The 20825-nt window shown below is 36.6% G+C and carries 19 protein-coding genes; 10 read left to right on the forward strand and 9 right to left on the reverse strand.

The window, feature by feature from the left end:
• The first annotated feature begins 112 nt into the window (after nt 1-112).
• The gene (grpE, locus tag NPY00_RS00695) at nt 113-775 is read left to right on the forward strand and encodes a nucleotide exchange factor GrpE (RefSeq protein WP_269020111.1); all 663 of its coding nucleotides are present in this window, start codon (nt 113-115) and stop codon (nt 773-775) included.
• A gap of 102 nt (nt 776-877) precedes the next feature.
• Here the strand turns inward: grpE and thpR are convergent, their stop codons facing one another.
• From thpR to NPY00_RS00710, 3 genes are all read right to left on the reverse strand, one after another.
• A complete protein-coding gene (thpR, locus tag NPY00_RS00700) occupies nt 878-1417 on the reverse strand; it encodes an RNA 2',3'-cyclic phosphodiesterase (protein ID WP_269020112.1) in 540 nt (179 codons plus the stop codon).
• 150 nt (nt 1418-1567) lie between these two features.
• Nucleotides 1568-3352, reverse strand: coding sequence for a sensor histidine kinase (locus NPY00_RS00705; RefSeq protein ID WP_269020113.1), 1785 nt, complete (start codon nt 3350-3352; stop codon nt 1568-1570).
• 37 nt (nt 3353-3389) lie between these two features.
• Nucleotides 3390-4112, reverse strand: coding sequence for a response regulator transcription factor (locus NPY00_RS00710; RefSeq protein ID WP_269020114.1), 723 nt, complete (start codon nt 4110-4112; stop codon nt 3390-3392).
• 384 nt (nt 4113-4496) lie between these two features.
• On the opposite strand from NPY00_RS00710, the gene lysM reads away from it, so the two are divergent.
• Nucleotides 4497-4952, forward strand: a complete 456-nt coding sequence (gene lysM / locus NPY00_RS00715) for a peptidoglycan-binding protein LysM (protein WP_269020115.1) — start codon at nt 4497-4499, stop codon at nt 4950-4952.
• A gap of 140 nt (nt 4953-5092) precedes the next feature.
• Here the strand turns inward: lysM and NPY00_RS00720 are convergent, their stop codons facing one another.
• Entirely contained in the window at nt 5093-5632 is a 540-nt protein-coding gene (locus tag NPY00_RS00720) for a copper chaperone PCu(A)C (protein ID WP_269020245.1), read from the reverse strand.
• An 846-nt stretch (nt 5633-6478) separates the two neighbouring features.
• Between NPY00_RS00720 and dnaK the strand changes: the two genes are divergently transcribed.
• From dnaK to lepA, 5 genes are all read left to right on the forward strand, one after another.
• Nucleotides 6479-8374: a molecular chaperone DnaK gene (gene dnaK, locus NPY00_RS00725; protein WP_269020116.1), complete on the forward strand. Its 1896-nt coding sequence runs from the start codon at nt 6479-6481 to the stop codon at nt 8372-8374.
• Between the two features lie 163 nt (nt 8375-8537).
• Complete coding sequence (gene dnaJ / locus NPY00_RS00730) at nt 8538-9680, forward strand: molecular chaperone DnaJ (RefSeq protein ID WP_269020117.1); 1143 nt, start codon at nt 8538-8540, stop codon at nt 9678-9680.
• Nucleotides 9681-10439: 759 nt separating this feature from the next.
• Complete coding sequence (gene argB / locus NPY00_RS00735) at nt 10440-11345, forward strand: acetylglutamate kinase (protein WP_269020118.1); 906 nt, start codon at nt 10440-10442, stop codon at nt 11343-11345.
• Nucleotides 11346-11380: 35 nt separating this feature from the next.
• Complete coding sequence (locus NPY00_RS00740) at nt 11381-12280, forward strand: DMT family transporter (RefSeq protein ID WP_269020119.1); 900 nt, start codon at nt 11381-11383, stop codon at nt 12278-12280.
• Nucleotides 12281-12408: 128 nt separating this feature from the next.
• Nucleotides 12409-14214 carry a translation elongation factor 4 gene (gene lepA / locus NPY00_RS00745; protein WP_269020120.1) on the forward strand — a complete coding sequence of 602 codons (1806 nt, stop codon included), beginning with the start codon at nt 12409-12411 and terminating at the stop codon, nt 14212-14214.
• Between the two features lie 62 nt (nt 14215-14276).
• Here the strand turns inward: lepA and dapD are convergent, their stop codons facing one another.
• Nucleotides 14277-15125 (reverse strand): 2,3,4,5-tetrahydropyridine-2,6-dicarboxylate N-succinyltransferase, encoded by an 849-nt coding sequence (gene dapD / locus NPY00_RS00750; RefSeq protein WP_269020121.1) that lies wholly within the window; start codon nt 15123-15125, stop codon nt 14277-14279.
• Nucleotides 15126-15254: 129 nt separating this feature from the next.
• Between dapD and NPY00_RS00755 the strand changes: the two genes are divergently transcribed.
• A complete protein-coding gene (locus NPY00_RS00755) occupies nt 15255-16094 on the forward strand; it encodes a TIGR00730 family Rossman fold protein (RefSeq protein ID WP_269020246.1) in 840 nt (279 codons plus the stop codon).
• 39 nt (nt 16095-16133) lie between these two features.
• On the opposite strand, the gene truA is transcribed toward NPY00_RS00755, so the two are convergent.
• Genes truA through def form a run of 3 tightly spaced genes read right to left on the reverse strand, consistent with a single transcriptional unit; the run spans nt 16134 to nt 18353 of the window.
• The gene (truA, locus tag NPY00_RS00760) at nt 16134-16877 is read right to left on the reverse strand and encodes a tRNA pseudouridine(38-40) synthase TruA (protein WP_269020122.1); all 744 of its coding nucleotides are present in this window, start codon (nt 16875-16877) and stop codon (nt 16134-16136) included.
• A gap of 1 nt (nt 16878) precedes the next feature.
• Nucleotides 16879-17808 (reverse strand): methionyl-tRNA formyltransferase, encoded by a 930-nt coding sequence (gene fmt, locus NPY00_RS00765; protein ID WP_269020123.1) that lies wholly within the window; start codon nt 17806-17808, stop codon nt 16879-16881.
• Nucleotides 17808-18353 carry a peptide deformylase gene (def, locus tag NPY00_RS00770; RefSeq protein ID WP_269020124.1) on the reverse strand — a complete coding sequence of 182 codons (546 nt, stop codon included), beginning with the start codon at nt 18351-18353 and terminating at the stop codon, nt 17808-17810. Before def ends, fmt begins: the two co-directional genes overlap by 1 nt.
• Nucleotides 18354-18448: 95 nt before the next feature.
• Between def and NPY00_RS00775 the strand changes: the two genes are divergently transcribed.
• Both NPY00_RS00775 and NPY00_RS00780 read left to right on the forward strand, forming a co-directional pair.
• Nucleotides 18449-19627, forward strand: coding sequence for a DNA recombination protein RmuC (locus NPY00_RS00775; protein ID WP_269020125.1), 1179 nt, complete (start codon nt 18449-18451; stop codon nt 19625-19627).
• A 98-nt stretch (nt 19628-19725) separates the two neighbouring features.
• On the forward strand, nt 19726-20313 hold the full coding sequence (locus tag NPY00_RS00780; RefSeq protein ID WP_269020247.1) for a transglycosylase SLT domain-containing protein: 588 nt from the start codon (nt 19726-19728) through the stop codon (nt 20311-20313).
• 179 nt (nt 20314-20492) lie between these two features.
• Here NPY00_RS00780 and NPY00_RS00785 read toward each other — a convergent pair whose 3' ends face one another.
• Nucleotides 20493-20720, reverse strand: coding sequence for a DUF1150 domain-containing protein (locus tag NPY00_RS00785; protein WP_269020126.1), 228 nt, complete (start codon nt 20718-20720; stop codon nt 20493-20495).
• Between the last annotated feature and the right edge of the window lie 105 nt (nt 20721-20825).

Below are 20825 nucleotides of genomic sequence, written 5' to 3' on the forward strand. Positions count from 1 at the left end.
GCATATTTTTATTATAGTATTCATTGTGTTAAGATGCATAAATAATTCTTGATTTTTGTTCATAGAACTTCGATATCGAGAATGGTAAATCTTATGAAGGAATAAAACTTTTATGTCTGACGAAAAAAATAAAGTTGCAGATGCTGTGTTAGAAAATCGCGATTTAAAAAATCCAGCTGATCGTGATACATTAAAACGAGCTGCCGATGAGTTTTTGAAAATGAATAAAGCAGAAGTTTGTGCAGATGTTGAAGATGAAAAAAGTGAATCTAATGATCCTTTACTTGCGCTGCAAAATGAAAATAAAGAGTTGAAAGATCAGCTTTTGCGCTTTGCAGCAGATATGGAAAATCTTCGACGTCGTACTGCTCGGGATGTTGCTGATGCAAGAGCTTATTCGATTGCAAATTTTGCCCGGGATATGTTGTCTGTTTCTGATAATCTTAATCGTGCTTTGGAAGCTATTCCAGAGGGAGCACGCGAAAATGATGCAGGTTTGAAAATGTTGGCTGAAGGCGTTGAAATGACTGAGCGTGCAATGATGACTGCTTTAGAACGCCATGGTGTAAAGAAAATTGATCCAGAAGGTCAAAAGTTTGATCCACATTTTCACCAGGCTATGTTTGAAATTCCTAATCCTGATGTTCCAGATAACACTGTTCAGCAAGTTGTTCAGGCTGGTTATATTATTGGCGAACGTGTTTTGCGTCCAGCGGTTGTTGGTGTCGCGAAAGGAGGATCAAAGGAAATTTCTCTTGAATCTGATACAGAGTAAATCTGTGATAACAATTCTTCTAGCATGAAAATGCGATATTCATTATTATACTAAAGCATCTTACTCAATCGTTCTCTCGTGTGATTTTCAGTAAGATGCTTTTTAGATTTGAAGTGACCAGATGCCTTTTACAATATAAGGTGCATCACTTGAGGGTTTCTCTGACAAAAATAAAACAAATTGATCAATTTTGAAAGATGGAAAAGAAAAATCTCCTTGAAAAGACAAGTAAGAAGAAAGATCCTCTGATTTTATGTCGAGTAATCGCGCAAGAGTGATATGCGGAGTAAATTGTTTTGGATCAAGAGTTAACCCTAATTGATTTTGAATAGACCGTATTTTTTCGTGTAAAAAATTCAGTTCTGCACAGGGTGCAATGCGAACAACAAGAGAATGAGGTTTATTTTCTGATCTGAAAACATCAAATCCATTTAAATGTAGAGAAAAAGAAGGACATTTTATGGTGCTTAAAGCATGAGTAAGTTCATCAACCATAGAGTCCTCAACGTTACCAAAAAAAGATAAAGTAATATGAAAGTTTCTTGGATTAATCCATTGCGCTTTTGGTAACCCATTTTGGAGAGATATAAGCAACTCTGTTGTTTGTTGAGGAATTTTAATAGCGCTAAATAAACGTAACATGACAATTCCTTATAGATCTCATAATATTATGAATATAACAGTGTGTCCAGCTTATAAATGAGCCGCATAGCTCCAAAGACAAAGAATAATGCTGATAAAGAGTGGCTAAAAGAGGGCTGTTGGGGTATTTTTTTATTTTGAGTAAGTAATTTATTGAACGAGAGGAAGCGTAATGATAAATCGTGCACCACTTTTACTGTCTGTAAGTGAGGGATCAATAATATTTTCAGCGGTGAGGGTTCCATTATGGGCTTCAATAATTTGCCGACTAATTGAAAGACCAAGTCCTGAGTTTTGTCCAAATGCATCTTCGGTCGGTCGGTCGGTATAAAAACGTTCAAAAATATGATCGATATTTTCTGAGCGAATACCGGGACCATTATCTTCAATTGTTAAAATGAGAATTGAAGTATTACTTTTCATCTTAATATAAATTTTACCATTTTTATGTGGAATGAATGAACGTGCATTTTCAATGATATTAGAAATAACTTGGCCTAGACGTAATTCATGACCTAAAACAAGATAAGGTTTATCATGAAGACGCGGGATAATATCAAGACTGATATCAATATTTTGCTTATTGCGATAGACTTCACGAATTGCATAAGTGAGATTTTTTAGAAGCGATCCCAAATCAACGATTTGAGCTGTTTCACGGGCAAGTTCTGCATCTAGTCGTGAAGCATCTGAAATATCAGTAATTAAGCGATCAAGACGACGAACATCATGTTGGATGATTTCAAATAACTTTAGCTGTGCTGCTTTATTTTTAGCCAAAGGAAGTGTTTCGACAGCACTTCGTAGTGAAGTGAGAGGGTTTTTTAATTCATGACTTACATCGGCTGCAAAACGTTCAATTGCTTCAATCCGCATATAAAGAGCATTAGTCATATCTCGGATAGAGGTTGAAAGATGCCCAATTTCATCTTCACGTGCTGAAAAATCAGGAATTTCTACTCGTTTATTATGGCCATGACGGACACGATTAGCTGAGGCGGATAATCTACTTAATGGATTAGCAATTGTATGTGCTAAAAAGAGAGAAAGAACCAAAAGAACGCTGCCAACCACAACAAAAACTTTGAAAATAACAAGTCTTTCGCCTTTTACAATATTGTCGATGTCTGAACCGATGGTTGAAAGAAGAAGAGCACCTACAACTGCACGATAACGTTGAACAGGAACGGCAACAGAAACAATTAATTGGCCTTGTCTATTTCGCCGTTTGGCGGTTGCAGAAGAACCATTCAGTGCTCTGTAAACCTCTGGATAAACAGCGCCATTTCCTTTAGTTTGTTCTCTATCAAGAACGAGACCATTGCCATAGAGTGTTTGTGAAAACCATGAATAGAGACGTTCCCATAGATTTTTTTGTGTTTCGATTGGTGGTAAATCGTAGCTAAAAATTTCACCACTGGAATAAAGAACGCGTGAGTCAAGAAGTAATGTAGCATCACGATCATAAATACGAGCTCTTGTTGTTTTGGGTGTAATGAGACGGCGTAAAAGTGGTGCAACTTGCTCAGGATTAATAGGGAAATCCCAAGTATCTGTCGATTGAGGTGCGGGTGTAACACTTTCTCCAGCTTGTAATTCTAAAAGTTTTTGAGGATCAATCAAAATAGAATTTGTATCGATCGTTGCAGAAGCGGCAATGGCACCCGCAATAATTTTTCCTTGAGTGCGTAAGCTTTCAATTTTTGCTTCTATTAAGCCATCACGAAATTGATTAAGGTACAAAATACTTGTAACCAGAACACCAAGTGCAGCGAGGTTCAAAATAACGATGCGGCGTGTAAGACTGGAAAAAAATAATTGTCTAAATAAACGCCGCGCTCGAAAACGTAAATGTGTTAATGTGGAGAGTCGTGTCGACGAGATATCATTTGGTATTCTGTGTGGTAGAGCTTTTAGTTGAGTATGTTTCGTCATTAATGATCGCCGTTCAAACTCTTACGACAAAATAACTTTACACTTCATGAAAGCGATAACCTACTCCATAAAGTGTCTCAATCATTGCAAAATCGTCATCCACTTGTTTAAACTTTTTACGTAAACGCTTAATGTGACTATCAATGGTGCGATCGTCTACATACACTTGATCGTTATAAGCTGCATCCATTAAAGCATCACGACTTTTCACAACACCTGGACGTTGCGCTAAGGTTTGCAGAATCAAAAATTCTGTCACTGTTAAGATAACAGGTTTATCTTTCCATGTACAGGTGTGGCGTTCTTGATCCATCACAAGGTCTCCACGTTTGAGAGAGGAGATGGGTGAGGTTCCTGTTGAAAGCGGTTGGCTTCGAGCGTTTGAACGGCGCAAAATGGCTTTCACACGCTCAATGAGAAGACGTTGAGAGAAGGGTTTAGTAATAAAATCATCTGCTCCCATTTTTAGACCAAAAAGTTCATCAATTTCATCATCTCTAGAGGTAAGAAAGATGACGGGAATATCAGATTTTTGACGCAATCGACGTAAAAGTTCCATACCATCCATTCTCGGCATTTTAATATCAAAAATAGCTAAATGCGGGGGATGAAGCGTCAACCCTTTAAGCGCAGATGCTCCATCCGTATAACTTTCAACTCGATAACCTTCTGTTTCGAGTGCGAAAGATAAGGATGTCAAAATATTACGGTCATCATCAACAAGTACAATCGTTTGAGTGATTGTTGGATTATCCTTCATAGCTTCTTAGACCTTTCTATTGCTGTGGCAGCAAATCGCCCACGCTATTTATATGGGAGTTCACATTTTTTTTGCAAAACAAATATAATACAAATTGTAACAGAGTAAAAAACCTTTTCTTTTTATGCTGATAGCTGTTTTTCTTTGCAATTGTATAATGCTTTTATCTTTGTTGAAGATCCTTTCGTTTAGAAAAAAATATTTCAATGTGGTTTCATAAAAATTTACTCCTATTTACAGTGAATAATTATAGGGAGTAGGCCGTACTATTTTCAATCGTTGAAGTTTATAAAACTGACCTATCTGTTTTAAGAATAAAAGAAAATATTATGATAATAGATTAAGCGAAGGATGAGCTTTTTATTGTATGAAAGGAAAATTATAATGGGATTTTTTAATTTCATTAAAACAGTTGGTGATAAACTTGGTGTTGGTGACCATGAATTGAAAGGAAAAGATCTTAAAACGGTACTTAATAATTTTGACCTTGACACAAAAAAAATGGATATTCACGTTGAAGACGGTAAAGCTGTTTTAAGTGGTGCAGTTAAAGATAAAGAGACACTTGAAAAAGTAATTTTAGCGGTTGGTAATTCGCACGGCATTTCTTCTGTTGATGTTAATCAGTTAAAGGTTGAAAATAATATTTTAGAAAAAGATTCTCGTTTTTATGAAGTTAAAACGGGTGATAATCTTTGGAAAATTGCCGAAAAAGTTTATGGGAAAGGACAGGGCGATAAAAATAATATTATTTTTGAAGCGAATAAACCGATGTTAAAGTCGCCTGATAAGATTTATCCTGGACAGGTTTTGCGTATTCCTGAAATTAGTGAAGCGTGATTAAATTAATACATATTTTTGTGTTAAGGAAGATGTGTATTGGAGAATTTTTCTTTTCTCTAGAAAATAAGAAGCAGTATAAGTCTTTATTGTGCTTCTTATTTTTAAAAAAATTGATTGAATGTAACAAAGTCATAAATTTATTTATGAGAGTGTGCTCCTATTATAGCATCTACGCAAAAATCAACTTCAATTGTACCTGCTTTTTCGAATATTAATTTTGCAGTGAGTTTATCACCTTGTTGGAGAGGTTTTGAAAGTCCCATAAACATAATATGATTTCCACCGGGTTTTAGGGTGATTTCACCATTTCCTGGAATTTCGATGCCATTAGACATTTTTTCCATTTTCATAATATCATTCACAACAGCCATAGAATGAATTTCTGTTTCTTGTACTCCTTCTACTGAAACAGCAATCAATCGGTCAGGGGTATTTCCATGGTTAATGATATAAAGATAACCACTTCCAACTTTTGCGCCTTTAGGTGTTTCACGCGTCCAAGGATGAATAATTTCTAGATTACCAAGTTGATATTGATGGGCAATTGCAGGTAACGCTGTAAAAGTGAAAATAAGAGTACATAAGATGCCTGTGATAATTGTTTTAAGTAAATATTGCGCATAGGCAATATAGGTGAACATAATTTTTTTTGTTCTTTTGGCAATGAAGGTCATAATTGATGTATCCTTATTCATTAAGTTCATATTCTTTTATTTTTAGCAGAAATTTTTCTTAAAATAAAAGAAGATATTTCTAAATTATATTGATTCAGATATAAAATAAAAAGATTGTGCGGATGCAGTATTTTTACGGTAGAGTGACTAAATAAGACTATAGAACAAAATCATTTATTTATATATTTCAAAACAGAGATGTATATTAGTATGAATAATTGAGCAGTTGTGTCCAAAGTATCTTTTATAAAAGATAACAGTGAGTTTTTAACTCGTTGAAGTAGATTTTTCGATACTATCCTCTTAAAATTTCGAAAATCTTAATTGAGTGGTATAAGTGGTGAATATAGAAGTTATATTAATCGCTGATAAGAAAAATATTTGCTGCTTAAAGTGTGATACGGTGTAATATTTTTGGGAAATAACCTAATAAAAATTTTTAGAAGAATTTTTAACGAGATATTTTGTATTATTGTAACAGATAAATATCGAAAGCTAAAAAAGTAGATATTTTTATTTCTTTAAACTACGTAGCGCATTGAAATTTTGATGAAAACTGAAGAAATAATTTGCTATTATGCCTGTACTTGCTGTAGAAGAAATGCTTTGCAGGATTGTGAAGAGTAACAGTGCTATTTTTTAAAGAATTTTTTTAAAAATGTTTCTTTCATTGTTCTCTTGTAGGGATAAAAAGCTGTTCTTATATACCAAACAGTAGGTCTGTTATGGCTGTTGATTTATTGTTTGTATAATAAATTTTGAATGAAGTTAGCTTTGAATGTGATAGGAGCTGTCTTGAGAAAATGCTTGATAAAGGTTGAGATAGCTTGCTGAATGGAGATTTAAGATATGGCAAAAGTAATTGGTATTGATTTGGGGACGACCAACTCTTGTGTTTCTGTGATGGATGGTAAACAAGCGAAGGTCATTGAAAATTCAGAAGGGGCTCGAACAACGCCTTCTGTTGTTGCCTTTACCGATAGTGGTGAACGTCTTGTTGGACAACCTGCTAAACGGCAAGCTGTGACAAATCCTGAAGGAACAATTTTTGCGGTTAAACGTCTTATTGGACGCCGCTTTGATGATCCTATGGTTGAAAAAGATAAAGCTCTTGTTCCTTATAAAATTGTGAAAGGTGACAATGGCGATGCATGGATTGAAGAAGGCGGTAAAAAATATTCTCCATCACAAATTTCTGCAATGACTTTACAAAAAATGAAAGAAACTGCAGAATCTTATCTTGGTGAAAAAGTTGAACAAGCAGTTATTACTGTTCCTGCTTATTTCAATGATGCTCAACGTCAAGCGACAAAAGATGCTGGTAAAATTGCTGGGCTTGAAGTTTTACGGATCATTAATGAGCCTACGGCTGCTGCCTTGGCGTATGGTTTGGATAAAAAAGATGGAAAAACCATCGCTGTTTACGATCTTGGTGGTGGTACATTTGATATTTCTGTTCTTGAAATTGGAGATGGTGTTTTTGAAGTTAAATCAACCAATGGAGATACTTTCCTAGGTGGAGAAGACTTTGATATGCGGTTAGTGAGCTATTTTGCGGATGAATTCAAGAAAGAACAAGGAATTGATCTGAAAAATGATAAATTGGCATTGCAGCGCTTAAAAGAAGCTGCTGAAAAAGCCAAAATTGAGCTTTCTTCTTCACAGCAAACAGAAATTAATTTGCCATTTATTACTGCTGATCAGTCAGGTCCTAAGCACTTAGCAATGAAGTTAACTCGGGCAAAGTTTGAATCTTTAGTTGATGATTTGGTTCGGCGCACGATCGAGCCTTGCAAGGCTGCATTAAAAGATGCAGGGTTGAATGCTGGTGAAATTGATGAGGTTGTTTTGGTAGGGGGTATGACCCGTATGCCTAAAATTCAAGAAGTGGTACAAAGCTTCTTTGGAAAAGATCCTCACAAAGGTGTTAATCCGGATGAAGTTGTTGCTATGGGAGCAGCTATTCAAGGAGGTGTATTACAAGGCGATGTGAAAGATGTGTTGCTCTTGGATGTAACGCCTTTGTCTTTAGGTATTGAAACATTAGGAGGAGTGTTTACACGTTTAATTGAACGCAATACGACTATTCCAACCAAAAAATCACAAACTTTTTCAACAGCTGACGATAATCAAAATGCAGTGACAATTCGCGTTTTTCAGGGTGAACGTGAAATGGCTAATGATAATAAATTATTAGCGCAATTTGATCTTGTTGGTATTCCACCAGCGCCACGTGGTGTTCCTCAGATTGAAGTTACCTTTGATATTGATGCAAACGGTATTGTGAATGTTTCTGCCAAAGATAAAGGAACGGGTAAAGAACATCAGATTCGTATTCAAGCATCAGGTGGTTTGAGTGATGCTGATATTGAACAGATGGTTAAAGATGCTGAGACACACGCTGCTGAAGACAAAAAGCGTCGTGAAAGTGTTGAAATTAAAAATCAAGCAGAATCTCTTATCCATTCAACTGAAAAGTCTTTGACTGATTACGGTGATAAAGTATCTGCTGATGAAAAATCTCAGATTGAATCGGCTGTAGCTGATTTGAAAGCGTCGCTTGAAAGTGGTGATGTCGAAGAAATCAAAACAAAAATGCAGAAATTAGCAGAAGTTAGTATGAAGCTTGGGCAAGCGATGTATGAAGCTTCTGAAGCTGCAGCAAAGGAAAATCCTGAAGCAGATACAAAAAATGATGATGTTGTTGATGCTGATTTTGAAGAAGTTAATGATAAAAATAAATAGTTGAAAAATATGTGTTGACTCAATATAAACCCGGCCTTTGAAAATAAGGCTGGGCTTTATTGTTTGAAAGACATTGTCTCTCTCAACTAAAAAGCATAAACTTGAAAACAAGTGTTATCTTGAAATATGAAAAAGATAACAAAAAAATTATCAGGAATACATGATGAAGATTGATTATTATGAAATTCTTGGCGTAACCCGTGATTGTAATGATAAGACGCTAAAGTCTGCATTTCGTAAGTTGGCGATGCAATATCACCCTGATCGTAATGCGGGTGATAAAGAAGCAGAACGAAAATTTAAAGAAATTGGCGAGGCTTATGAGGTTCTTAAAGATCCTCAAAAGCGTGCTGCTTACGATCGATTTGGTCATGCGGCATTTGAGAATGGTGGTCGCGAAGGGGCAAATCCATTTAATGGATTTGCTGCAAGCGGTGGATTTGCTGATATTTTTGAAGATTTTTTTGGCGACATTATGGGAGGTGGACATAGAAAGCGCAGTGATGGTCGTGAACGTGGAACAGATTTAAGCTATAACATGGAAGTAACTTTGGAAGAGGCTTTTGCAGGAAAATCCGCGCAAATTAATATTCCGAGTTCTATTATGTGTGATGGATGTGAAGGATCGGGTGCGAAAAAAGGATCAAAACCACAAACATGTGGTACGTGTCACGGATCTGGACGTGTTCGTACGGCTCAAGGTTTTTTTTCTATTGAAAGAACATGTTCGAGGTGTCACGGGCGAGGAGAAATGATTACAGATCCGTGTCTGAAATGTCACGGTAAAGGACGAGTTGAAGAAAGTCGTTCTCTACGAGTGAGTATTCCAGCAGGGATTGAAGATGGTACACGTATTCGTCTTTCTGGTGAAGGCGATGCAGGTATTCGTGGAGGGCCTTCTGGAGATCTTTATATTTTCCTTTCTATTAAGCCGCATGAGTTTTTTCAGCGAGATGGTGCAGATCTTCATTGTCGTGTTCCTATTTCGATGATTACGGCTGCTTTAGGAGGTGAATTTGAAGTTTCTGATCTTGAGGGTGTTAAGGTTCGTGTTAAAGTACCAGAAGGAACTCAAAATGGGCATCAGTTTCGTTTGAAGGGTAGAGGGATGACTATATTGCGTCAACAAGCAAGAGGTGATCTTTATATTCATATTACGATTGAAACACCACAGAATTTGACGCAAGAGCAGCGTGAACTATTGCAAAAGTTTGATAAACTTTCAAACCATGAAAATTCTCCACAGTCACATGGGTTTTTTGCGCGTATGAAAGAGTTTTTTGAAAATATTGCTGGTCAAAATTAAAAAACAAACTCAGAAATACGTGTTTAAAAGATGAATATTGTGAATTTTTTTATAAAAATAAAAAATGATCAATAAAATACGTTTATCATATTCTTGTTCTGTTGAATATTTAGCAGCTGTTACTTCAAAAAATAATACTTTTTTTGAAGGAGGTTGCGGTGTGTGAGAAGTCTTGTTAAGAAAAAGATATAAGATGTATATTTTCTGATGCGCTTTTCTGAAGAAAGAGTCATCAGTTATCATTGAGTTGAAAAATAAAAAAAATCACTTTTATAGAAATTTTCAGAGCTATGAGTTTTGTGAAGTAGTTTTTTTGTCTATAAAAATATAGCCATTGTGCACAATTGAACTATTATGTTTCTTTGTGCAATGATTATCTTCTTATCTAAATATTGTATTTTTTTATAATTTATTTCACAAAATAACGGGTCATATATAACTGTATTGTTGTGAAGAGTTTTATTATGGAGTATGTCACAGTTAATAGAGAGATTGAGATTCATTCGTTATTATAATGGTTTTCTGAAAAGTTTTTTGGATTATTCTGTTCATTTTTAGACATAAAATTATAAGATAATAGCATTTTGCACATCTATTTCGGTGAACTTTTTTGTGTTAAGTGTTGTTGGGGAGGTTGCTCTTAATGAATCTCGTGATACTTTTCAATAAAGTAAATAATCGAAAAATTGATTTAAAATTTACGTGCGCTTTTTCTCACTTCCATTAAGAGAAGGTAAAAATGATGAGGAGATTCTTTTGATGGATAATGTTGAAAACGTTGCTGTAGATGCTTTTGAACAACAAGCGGAGTTTCTGTCGTCTGCTTTACCTTATATGCAAAAATATGAAAATGAAACCGTTGTTGTAAAATATGGCGGGCATGCTATGGGTGATCCTGCTTTAGGGAAGGCGTTTGCGCGAGATATTGCTTTGCTAAAACAATCAGGGATTAATCCTATTGTTGTGCATGGTGGGGGGCCTCAAATTGCTGAGATTTTAATGAAAATGGGAATTGAATCGCGATTTGAAAATGGTTTACGTGTGACGGATGAAAAAATCGTTGAAGTAGTTGAGATGGTTTTGGCAGGTTCCATTAATAAAGAAATTGTTGCTCTCATTAATGCTGAAGGTGAGTGGGCAATAGGACTTTGTGGCAAGGATGGCAATATGGTTTTTGCCGAAAAAGCCTATAAAACAACGATAGATCCTGATTCAAATATTGAACGTGTGCTAGATTTGGGTTTTGTTGGTGAGCCTGTTGAAATTGATCGAACATTATTGGATCTGTTAGCGTGTTCTGAAATGATCCCTGTTATTGCTCCTGTTGCGCCCGGACGTGATGGTCAAACCTATAATATTAATGCTGATGTTTTTGCTGGAGCTATTGCTGGTGCAGTAGAAGCTAAACGTCTTTTGTTTTTGACGGATGTTCCTGGTGTATTGGATCAAGAAGGTAGGATTTTAAAGGAATTAACAATTACTGAAGCTAAAAATCTTATCAAAAATGGAACAATTACCGGAGGAATGATTCCAAAAGTAGAAACGTGTATTGAAGCAATTCAAACTGGCGTAGAAGGTGTTGTTATCCTGAATGGCAAGGCTCCTCATTCTGTTTTACTTGAACTTTTTACGGAACATGGAGCAGGAACACTTATTGTTTCGTAAAATAATGTGAAATGAATTTAAGAATGGAGCTTTTCATGACTGAAATAGAACAGGTGAAACGTCCTTTATTTAGTAAGCAAGAATTAGCATTATTTGCAGCAACAATACTTTGGGGTATTACGTTTTTAATTATTCATATTGCGGTACGTTATAGTGGTCCTCTTTTTTTTGTTGGTTTTCGTTTTATGGTTGCAGCATTCATATCGGGGATGATTTTTGGTCGCTCTATGAAAAATTTAACTCTTTATGAGGTTTTTGCTGGACTGTGCATTGGTTTAGGAATGTTTTTTGGATATGCGTTACAGGCAGCAGGGCTTCAGACAATTATCAGTAGTCAATCTGCCTTGATTACAGCGCTTTATGTGCCAATAGTGCCAATTTTACAATGGATTTTTTTAAAAAAATTACCTCATTTGTTAAGTTGGATTGGTATTACTTTTTCGTTTATAGGACTTGTATTCGTTTCGGGACAAGGTTTGGACGGTATTAATTTTTCAAAAGGTGAAATTTTCACTTTATTAGGTGCTTTAGCGATTGCTGGAGAGGTCATTTTGATTGGACTTTTTGCAAGAAAGGTTGATAGTCGGCGTGTAACAATTATACAGTTGTTTTTTTGTGGTCTTTTTTCATTTCTTTCTATGCCTCTGATAGGTGAAAAGATTCCTGATTTTTCATGGGTATGGTTTAATGTGGGGATAACGTTGGCATTGATGAGTGCGGTCATTCAATTGACTATGAATTGGGCACAAAAATCTATTTCACCCACTCGTGCAACACTTATTTATGCAGGGGAACCTGTTTGGGCTGGGATTGTTGGACGTTTGGCTGGTGAGCGTTTATCCTCTTCTGCTTTATTTGGAGGTCTTCTTATTTTTATTGGGATTGTTGTTGCTCAACTGAAATTTTCACCACAGAGTGACGAAGAAAACAATTGAAAATATTGATTATATTGTTGAGAAGAGAGTTTTCTGATCAGGGTGATTTTTCATTAACTTTTTTACGGTTTATAGAGATATGTAATTGACCTTTGCGTTTTGTGTTATTCTTTGCTAAAGCGCATTATATGACAGTAGATCGCAATCACATTCGTAATTTTTCCATTGTGGCTCACATTGATCACGGGAAGTCAACCTTGGCTGATCGTTTGATACAAATGACGGGTGGTCTTGATACACGGGAGATGAAGGATCAGGTTCTTGATTCTATGGACATTGAACGTGAACGTGGGATTACCATTAAAGCTCAAACTGTTCGTTTACATTATAAAGCTAAAAATGGTGAAATTTATATTCTCAATCTTATTGATACACCTGGTCACGTTGATTTTGCTTATGAAGTGTCACGTTCTTTGGCCGCTTGTGAGGGATCGTTGTTAGTGGTTGATGCAAGTCAAGGGGTAGAGGCACAAACATTGGCGAATGTTTATCAGGCTATTGATAATTCTCATGAATTGGTTGTTGTTCTCAATAAGGTAGATCTTCCCGCTGCAGAACCGGAGCGTGTGAAGGAACAAATTGAAGATGTGGTTGGGATCGATGCGTCTGAAGCATTAGAAATATCAGCAAAAACAGGTTTAGGGATTATTGATGTTTTGGAAGCAATTGTTACACAATTGCCATCTCCACGTGTAGGTGATGCTGAAAAACCTTTGAAAGCGATGTTGGTTGATAGTTGGTACGATGCTTATCTCGGCGTTATTGTTTTGGTTCGAGTCGTTGATGGTGTGTTGAAAAAAGGCCAAACTATTCGCATGATGGGTACAGGGGCAAAATATCCGGTTGAACGTGTTGGTGTGTTTACTCCAAAAATGGTTCAGGTTGATGAATTAGGGCCAGGAGAGATTGGTTTTATAACAGCTTCTATTAAAGAGGTCGCGGATACACGTGTTGGAGACACTATTACTGAAGAACGTCGTCTTTGTGAAGAAGCATTACCTGGTTTTAAACCGGCTCAGCCTGTTGTCTTTTGCGGTCTTTTTCCAGTTGATGCAGCTGACTTTGATGATTTACGCGCTGCTATGGGGAAATTGCGTTTAAATGATGCTAGTTTTTCTTTTGAAATGGAAACATCAGCTGCTTTAGGTTTTGGTTTTCGTTGTGGCTTTTTAGGGCTTCTTCATCTTGAAATTATTCAAGAGCGACTAGAGCGTGAATTTAATTTGGATTTAATTGCGACAGCACCTTCTGTTGTTTATCGTATGAATATGAATGATGGCTCTGTTAAGGAATTACATAACCCAACGGATATGCCGGATATTGTTAAAATTTCTTCTATTGAAGAGCCATGGATTCGCGCAACAATTATGACACCGAGTGATTATCTTGGAGCAGTTTTAGAGCTTTGCCAAGAACGACGTGGATTGCAAGTTAATTTGTCCTATGTTGGGGCACGTGCAATGGTGACATATGATTTGCCTTTAAATGAAGTTGTTTTTGATTTTTACGACCGTTTAAAATCAATCTCAAAGGGGTATGCTTCTTTCGATTATCAAATGACTGATTATTCTGAAGGTGATTTGGTTAAAATGTCGATTTTAGTCAATGGTGAGTCTGTTGATGCATTGTCGATGCTTGTGCATCGTAGTATAGCAGAAAAGCGTGGACGAGCATTGTGCGAAAAACTAAAAGATCTTATTCCTCAACATATGTTTCAGATTCCGATTCAAGCAGCAATTGGTGGTAAAATTATTGCTCGCGAAACTGTGCGTGCTTTACGTAAAGATGTGACGGCTAAATGTTACGGTGGTGATGTTACGCGTAAACGCAAATTGTTGGAAAAGCAAAAAGAAGGTAAAAAACGAATGCGGCAATTCGGAAAGGTAGAAATTCCGCAGTCAGCTTTTATCGAAGCGCTTAAAATGAGTAAGTAATGTCAAAATAAAAGTGTTTTTGTTTTGATATTGAACAGACTGCGGATTTTTAAAAATTTCTTTTAATCACGCAAAAGATCATTAATAGATGTCTTTTCTCTCGTTTTTTGGTCAACACGTTTAACAATAACAGCGCAATAAAGGTGAGGACCGGCTTCACCATTTGGAAGTGGTTTTCCAGGGATTGAACCTGAGACAACAACAGAATAAGCGGGAACTTCACCTATAAAAATTTCACCTGTTGTACGATCGATAATTTTGGTTGATTTTCCAATAAAAACACCCATGCCTAAAACAGCACCTTCACGAATAATGCAACCTTCTACAACTTCGGAACGTGCACCGATAAAACAATGATCTTCAATGATCGTTGGGTTTGCTTGGAGTGGTTCCAAAACTCCTCCAATGCCGACACCACCAGAAAGGTGAACATGTTTTCCGATTTGTGCACAAGAACCAACCGTAGCCCATGTATCAACCATTGTTCCTTCACCTACATAAGCGCCAAGATTAACAAAAGATGGCATCAAGACAACATTGGATGCAATATAAGCAGAGTGACGTACGATGGCTCCTGGAACTGAGCGAAAATCAGCTTGCTTAAAATCAGCTTCTTGCCACCCAGAAAATTTTGAAGGAACCTTATCCCACCAAAATGATTCACTTGCTCCACCAGTAATGATACGTGTAGAGTTGAGGCGAAAGGAAAGAAGAATCGCTTTTTTTAACCATTGATGAACATGCCATTGACCATTCTGTTGTCGTTCTGCTACGCGAATTTCACCTTTATCGAGAAGATTTAATACATATTCAACGCTATCACGTATTTCACCTTTTGTAGCAGTATTGACAGTATCACGATTATTGAATGCTTTTTCAATGATCGTTTCAAGTTGTATGAGATTATGCATTGCTCAGATTCCGTTAAAATTAAAGGTGTCAAGATTTATTATTTATGACCTACGCGAAGAAAAGAATACAGTCAATAAACTGAATAGAGGAAAATGTAGGAGTATTGTGTAGTGAAAAAATATAATAGAATGATAAAAAAAGAAAAAAAATCGATCGAGCTCTCTTATTCTCAAGAAGTGCCACAACAGGAAAATAAAATATCTAATACCCCTCAAATGCGTTCGCCGACTTATCGTTTAGCTTATGTAGACCAAGAATTTATGATGCGTCCTGAATTGCGTTCACAACGGATTAGTCTTGAATTTTTGAAACCAGAAATGACTCTTGAGGAATACGGTATTCAATCAACCGTTGTATTGTTTGGTGGAGCACGTATTCCTGCACCTGGGCGAGATGCAGGGGCTGCAAAAAACGAAATACAAGAAAAAAATTTGCGAGCAATGTCGCATTATTATGATGAAGCAAGAGAGTTTGCACGTTTGTGTTCGCGTTATGCTGCTACGACACAGTATCGTGAATTTGTGATTGTTACAGGAGGAGGGCCAGGTGTCATGGAGGCTGGAAATCGTGGTGCTGCTGATGTTGGTGCTCCAACGATTGGTTTGAATGTTATTTTACCGCATGAGCAAGTCCCTAATGCTTATGTGACGCCTCATTTGTGTTTTAATTTTCATTATTTAGGGATGCGCAAAATGCATTTTTTAAGGCGAGCAAAAGCAGTAGTTATTTTTCCTGGTGGATTTGGGACTTTGGATGAATTATTTGAAACACTCACTTTAATACAGACAAGACGTATGGAACGCGTTCCAATTTTAATGTTTGGCAGGGAATTTTGGGACAATTTGATTAATTTTAATTATTTGTCTGAGCAAGGTACAATTTCTCCTTCTGATATTAATTTAATGACATTTGTTAATACAGCAAAAGAAGCTTTTGAAGAAATTTGTGCTTTTTATAAACTTGCATAATCTTTTTTGAAAGTGAGAGAAAAAATATTTTAAGGAGAGTTAATAATCAACTTTCGTTAAATAAAGACCTGAAGGAGGAGCAACCATTCCACAACGTGCGCGATCTTTAGCATGGAGAGCATTTTCAAGATCTTGAATTGTCCAGCGTCCGATGCCAACTTCCATGAGGCTTCCGGCAAATGAACGGATTTGATGATGCAAAAAAGAACGAGCACGTGCGTAAAGGAGAATTTCCTCTCCTTCTCTTTGTACATCTAAGCATTCAAGAGTACGAATAGGACTTTTGGCTTGACAGTGTGCTGATCTAAAAGTTGTAAAGTCATGTCGTCCTACAAGTTTTTGGGCAGCTTCATGCATTGCTTCAGCATTGAGAGGTTTTGGCACCCACCATACGCGTTTGGCATTTAGAGCTGGTGGAGAGCGACGGTTAAGAATTTTAAAAAGATAATAGCGTTTAGTGGCAGAAAATCGTGCATCAAAGCTTTCAGGAACGTTTTGTACATTGAGAATTGAAATATCTTCATTTTGTTGCCGCAAGTGAGCATTAAGTGCATCACGTACAGTATTAGAAGGCCAATTTTTTGAGAAATCAATATGAGCAACTTGTCCTGTTGCATGGACACCTGCATCAGTTCTACCGGCTGTCGTGATGGTTAATTGTTGACCACTAAAATGAAAAATTGCTTGCTCAATAGCACCTTGTATAGTGCGAAGTTGTGCTTGACGTTGCCATCCAGCATAATTTGAACCATCATATTCGAGAGTGAGTTTAAAACGTGGCATGTTAAAAAATTGCCGAAATTTTAGCTCCACGCAAAAATGTTGAGCTATCAAGAACTTTACCACCAGATCTTTGAAGCGATGTTATTTTGATCCGTTCTTGTCCACAATGGATAACCAAATCATCTGGTTCCAGTCGACCAATCTCAAGAGAAGGCTCAGTAATTAAACGACTTCCAAGAATTTTTACACGTTCTTGTTTTCCACTAATATTCATTTCACACCAGCTACCAGGAAAAGGAGAAAGGGCACAAATCTGTTTATGAATTAATTCTGCAGGTTTTGTCCAATCAATTCTGGTTTCTTCTTTTTTTATTTTCTGAGCATATGTTACTCCCTCTTGTGATTGTGGAGTAAGTTTAAGATGTCCTTGTTCAAGGGCAGATAAAGCTTCTACGATGAGTTCTGCTCCTATATGTGACAGTTTTTTTGAAAGTTCATGGGTTGTGGTATTTTCTGTTATGGCAATTGAACGAGATAAAGCGATAGGACCTGTATCAAGTCCTTCGTCCATTTTCATAATCATCATACCTGTTTCTTTATCACCAGCCATGATTGCGCGTTGAATAGGTGCAGCACCGCGCCAACGTGGTAATAATGAAGCATGAGCATTAAAACAACCAAAACGTGGTATGTCGAGAATGGCTTTTGGAATAAGCAACCCATAAGCGACAACAACCGCAACATCAACAGAAAAAGCAGAGAATTGAGATTGTACTTCAGTAGTTTTAAGACTTTTAGGTGTGAAAACAGGAATAGACTTTGCTTCTGCTGCACTTTGAACGGGAGAAGGAATTAACTTAAGACCACGGCGCCCTGATGGACGAGGAGGTTGGCTATAAACCGCTACAATATCATGACCTGCATCCAATAAAGCATGTAAAATGGGAACAGAAAAGTCAGGCGTTCCCATAAAACTTAATCTTAATGCCATTACAAAGTTGCATCCTTTGAAATTTTATTTCGTTTTTTAAACTTCCGGATCACCATGTCACGCTTAGTTTTTGAAATATGATCTATGAAAAGGCGACCATCTAAGTGGTCAATCTCATGCTGTAGGCAAGTCGCAAAAAATTGATCTGCATCAATTTCTACTTGTTGTCCACAAATATCTCTATAGCGAATACGCAGGCTTTTAGGGCGTTCAACTTCTGCAAAATAACCAGGAATAGAAAGGCATCCCTCTTGGCAAACACTCCGTTCATCGGAAATCCAGAGAACCTCTGGGTTAATAACAACAAGAGAATCTTGAAGTGTTTCTTTATCAGAGAGGTCTGCAACTAACATACGTATATCGATCACTAGCATACGTAATGGAACACCAATTTGGATAGCTGCAAGACCAACACCAAATGAACTGCGCATCGTTTCTATCATGTCATCAGCCAATTTTTGGATGGATGTATTAACATCTTCAATCGGCTTTGAAATTTCACGTAAAATCGGGTCAGGTAAAGTCACTAAAGGTTGTATTGACATATAAACACGCGAGCTAATAATTTACTATTATGACTATTAATAGTTAAATAAGCGATTCGTTTGCTTGGTTGCAATAAAATTACTATTGTTTTTTTATGTTTGATTTATTTTTTTCTTTGACACCTTTTGGTACATATCTTTGGTTTTTAATTATTCTGCTTTTGCTAGTTGGTACGCTTTTTTTTATGATTATGCGGGGCAATCGGAAAAAGGATCTTTGGGAGCATGAAGTTGCTGAACGTGCTCGTGAAACGCAGATACAAATAGCTACATTATTAAAAACGCAAAATGAAATGCAAGGTCGTATGCAGACAATGATAGAAGTTTTTGGTCAAAGGCAAGCTGAATTAAATCAGTCTATTTCTGAACGCTTGAGTGGAATGTCAATAAACTTAGGCCAAAATCTTCAAGCACAAGCAAAGTCAACTTATGAAAATTTAACACGTTTGCAAGAGCGTTTAGCGGTGATTGATGCAGCGCAAAGTAATATTCAGTCTCTTACAGGACAGGTTGTTCAATTACAAGCTGTTTTAAACAATAAGCAAACACGTGGGATTTTTGGTCAAGGACGAATGGAAGCCATTATTGCGGATGCTTTACCTGCTAATGCATATGTTTTTCAAGCAGTTCTTTCCAATGGAAAGCGTCCAGATTGTCTTATTCATATGCCTAATAAAGCACCTTCTCTTGTTGTTGATGCTAAATTTCCTTTGGAAGCATGGAATGCAATTCGTAAAGCATCATCATCTCAAGATCGCCAAGAAGCAGAGCGCCAATTTCGCACCGATATGGAAGTTCATATTCGCGATATTGCTCAAAAATATCTAATTCCTGGAGAGACTCATGATACAGCCTTTCTCTTTGTGCCGTCAGAATCAATTTTTTCAACAATCTATGAAGATTTTGAACCATTGGTGCAAAAAGCTAATCGAGCGCATGTGATTATCGTATCACCATCTTTGTTAATGTTATCTGTTCAAGTTGTTCAAAATATTATGAAAGATGCAAAGATGCGTGAGCAAACACATTTAATTCAATTGGAAGTAGCAAAACTTTTAGAAGATTTGGGTCGTATGGATACACGTGTCCGTGCTTTGCAAAAGCATTTTTATAAAATGGGTGAGGATATTGAAGCAATTTTAATATCATCTTCTAAAATTATGAAGCGAGCTCATCGTATTGAGGCTGTTGAATTGAAAGAGCATGATCCTCTATCAACATCAAAGATGACTTCTATTCAGCCGCAAACACTGCATTTGAGAAATGAAGAATAAAGCAGTTCCTAATTTTACAATTGTATCTTTTATGAATTGGTAAGAACTTCTTAGTATTGATGATCTTGTTTATCCTTTGAAAAAGGAGAATAGGAATGATGCGGTATTTTTTGTTTTTAGGATTATTTGTGTTTTTATTAGGAGGATGTGCAACAAAACCTCCCAAATATACGAATAATGCTTGTGCTGTTTTTGCTCAGAAAAATAGTTTTTTTAATAATTGGAGGAAAGCTTCTAAACGTGCAGAAAAGCGTTATGGAATTCCTATGCCTATCATTCTTGCGACGATTAATATGGAATCAAGTTTTCGTCATAATGCGCGTCCTCCACGTACAAAGCTTCTTGGCTTTATTCCATGGAAGCGTCTTTCAACGGCTTATGGTTATTCTCAAGCGATTGATGGTTCATGGAAAGCATATTTACACTCTACAGGAAAATTTTCTGCACGACGGACTAATTTTTCAGATTCAGCAGATTTCGTTGCTTGGTATCATCGTCAAAGTGTCTTGCGCAATAACGTGCATCCCAGTGATGCATATAATCTTTATTTAAATTATCATATGGGACATGGTGCTTATGCACGTAGTGGAGGGCGCCCAACTGCAGCGCTTGCAGCGAAAGCACAGCGTATGAAAAATATGTCTATACGGTATGATCAGCAATTGAGAGCATGTGGAATGCGTTAATTTTTAATAAAGAAAGTAAAGACGTAACAGAAATGAGATTTTTTTGGCAATTTGCAAAGAAAAAAGTTTTACGTTTTAACAACTGAATTAAAATTAGGATTCTTATAAGAACGATTTATTGCGTGCGTCATCAATATTGGGCTCAACCATAGATCTCCGTTTCAATAATTCGAAAAACTTTAATGGAGTGTTACAAGCTGCAATTCACGTTCATTGGCACCCGCAAGAGCAATAGAACGCTCATCAGATAAAATGATTGGATGACCTGTTTCGCCAAAGAGAGCCCATAGTGTAATACCTGGGGGCATAGGAGGTAAATCTGGAAAATTTTTAGCCAGATCATCCGTACATACTTTTTTAAGATAAGCAATTTGTTCTGTATCAGGAGAGGTCATATTTTTAACCATGATAAGGTTTGTTTACGGTTCTCTCATTTATATATGTTTTTAATTTTCATTTGTGAAGAGTAACGGATAAAGGATTATTTTGCAATTGAGTATTTGTGATATGTT

The organism is Bartonella sp. F02 (assembly GCF_026929975.1).
Classification (GTDB): domain Bacteria; phylum Pseudomonadota; class Alphaproteobacteria; order Rhizobiales; family Rhizobiaceae; genus Bartonella.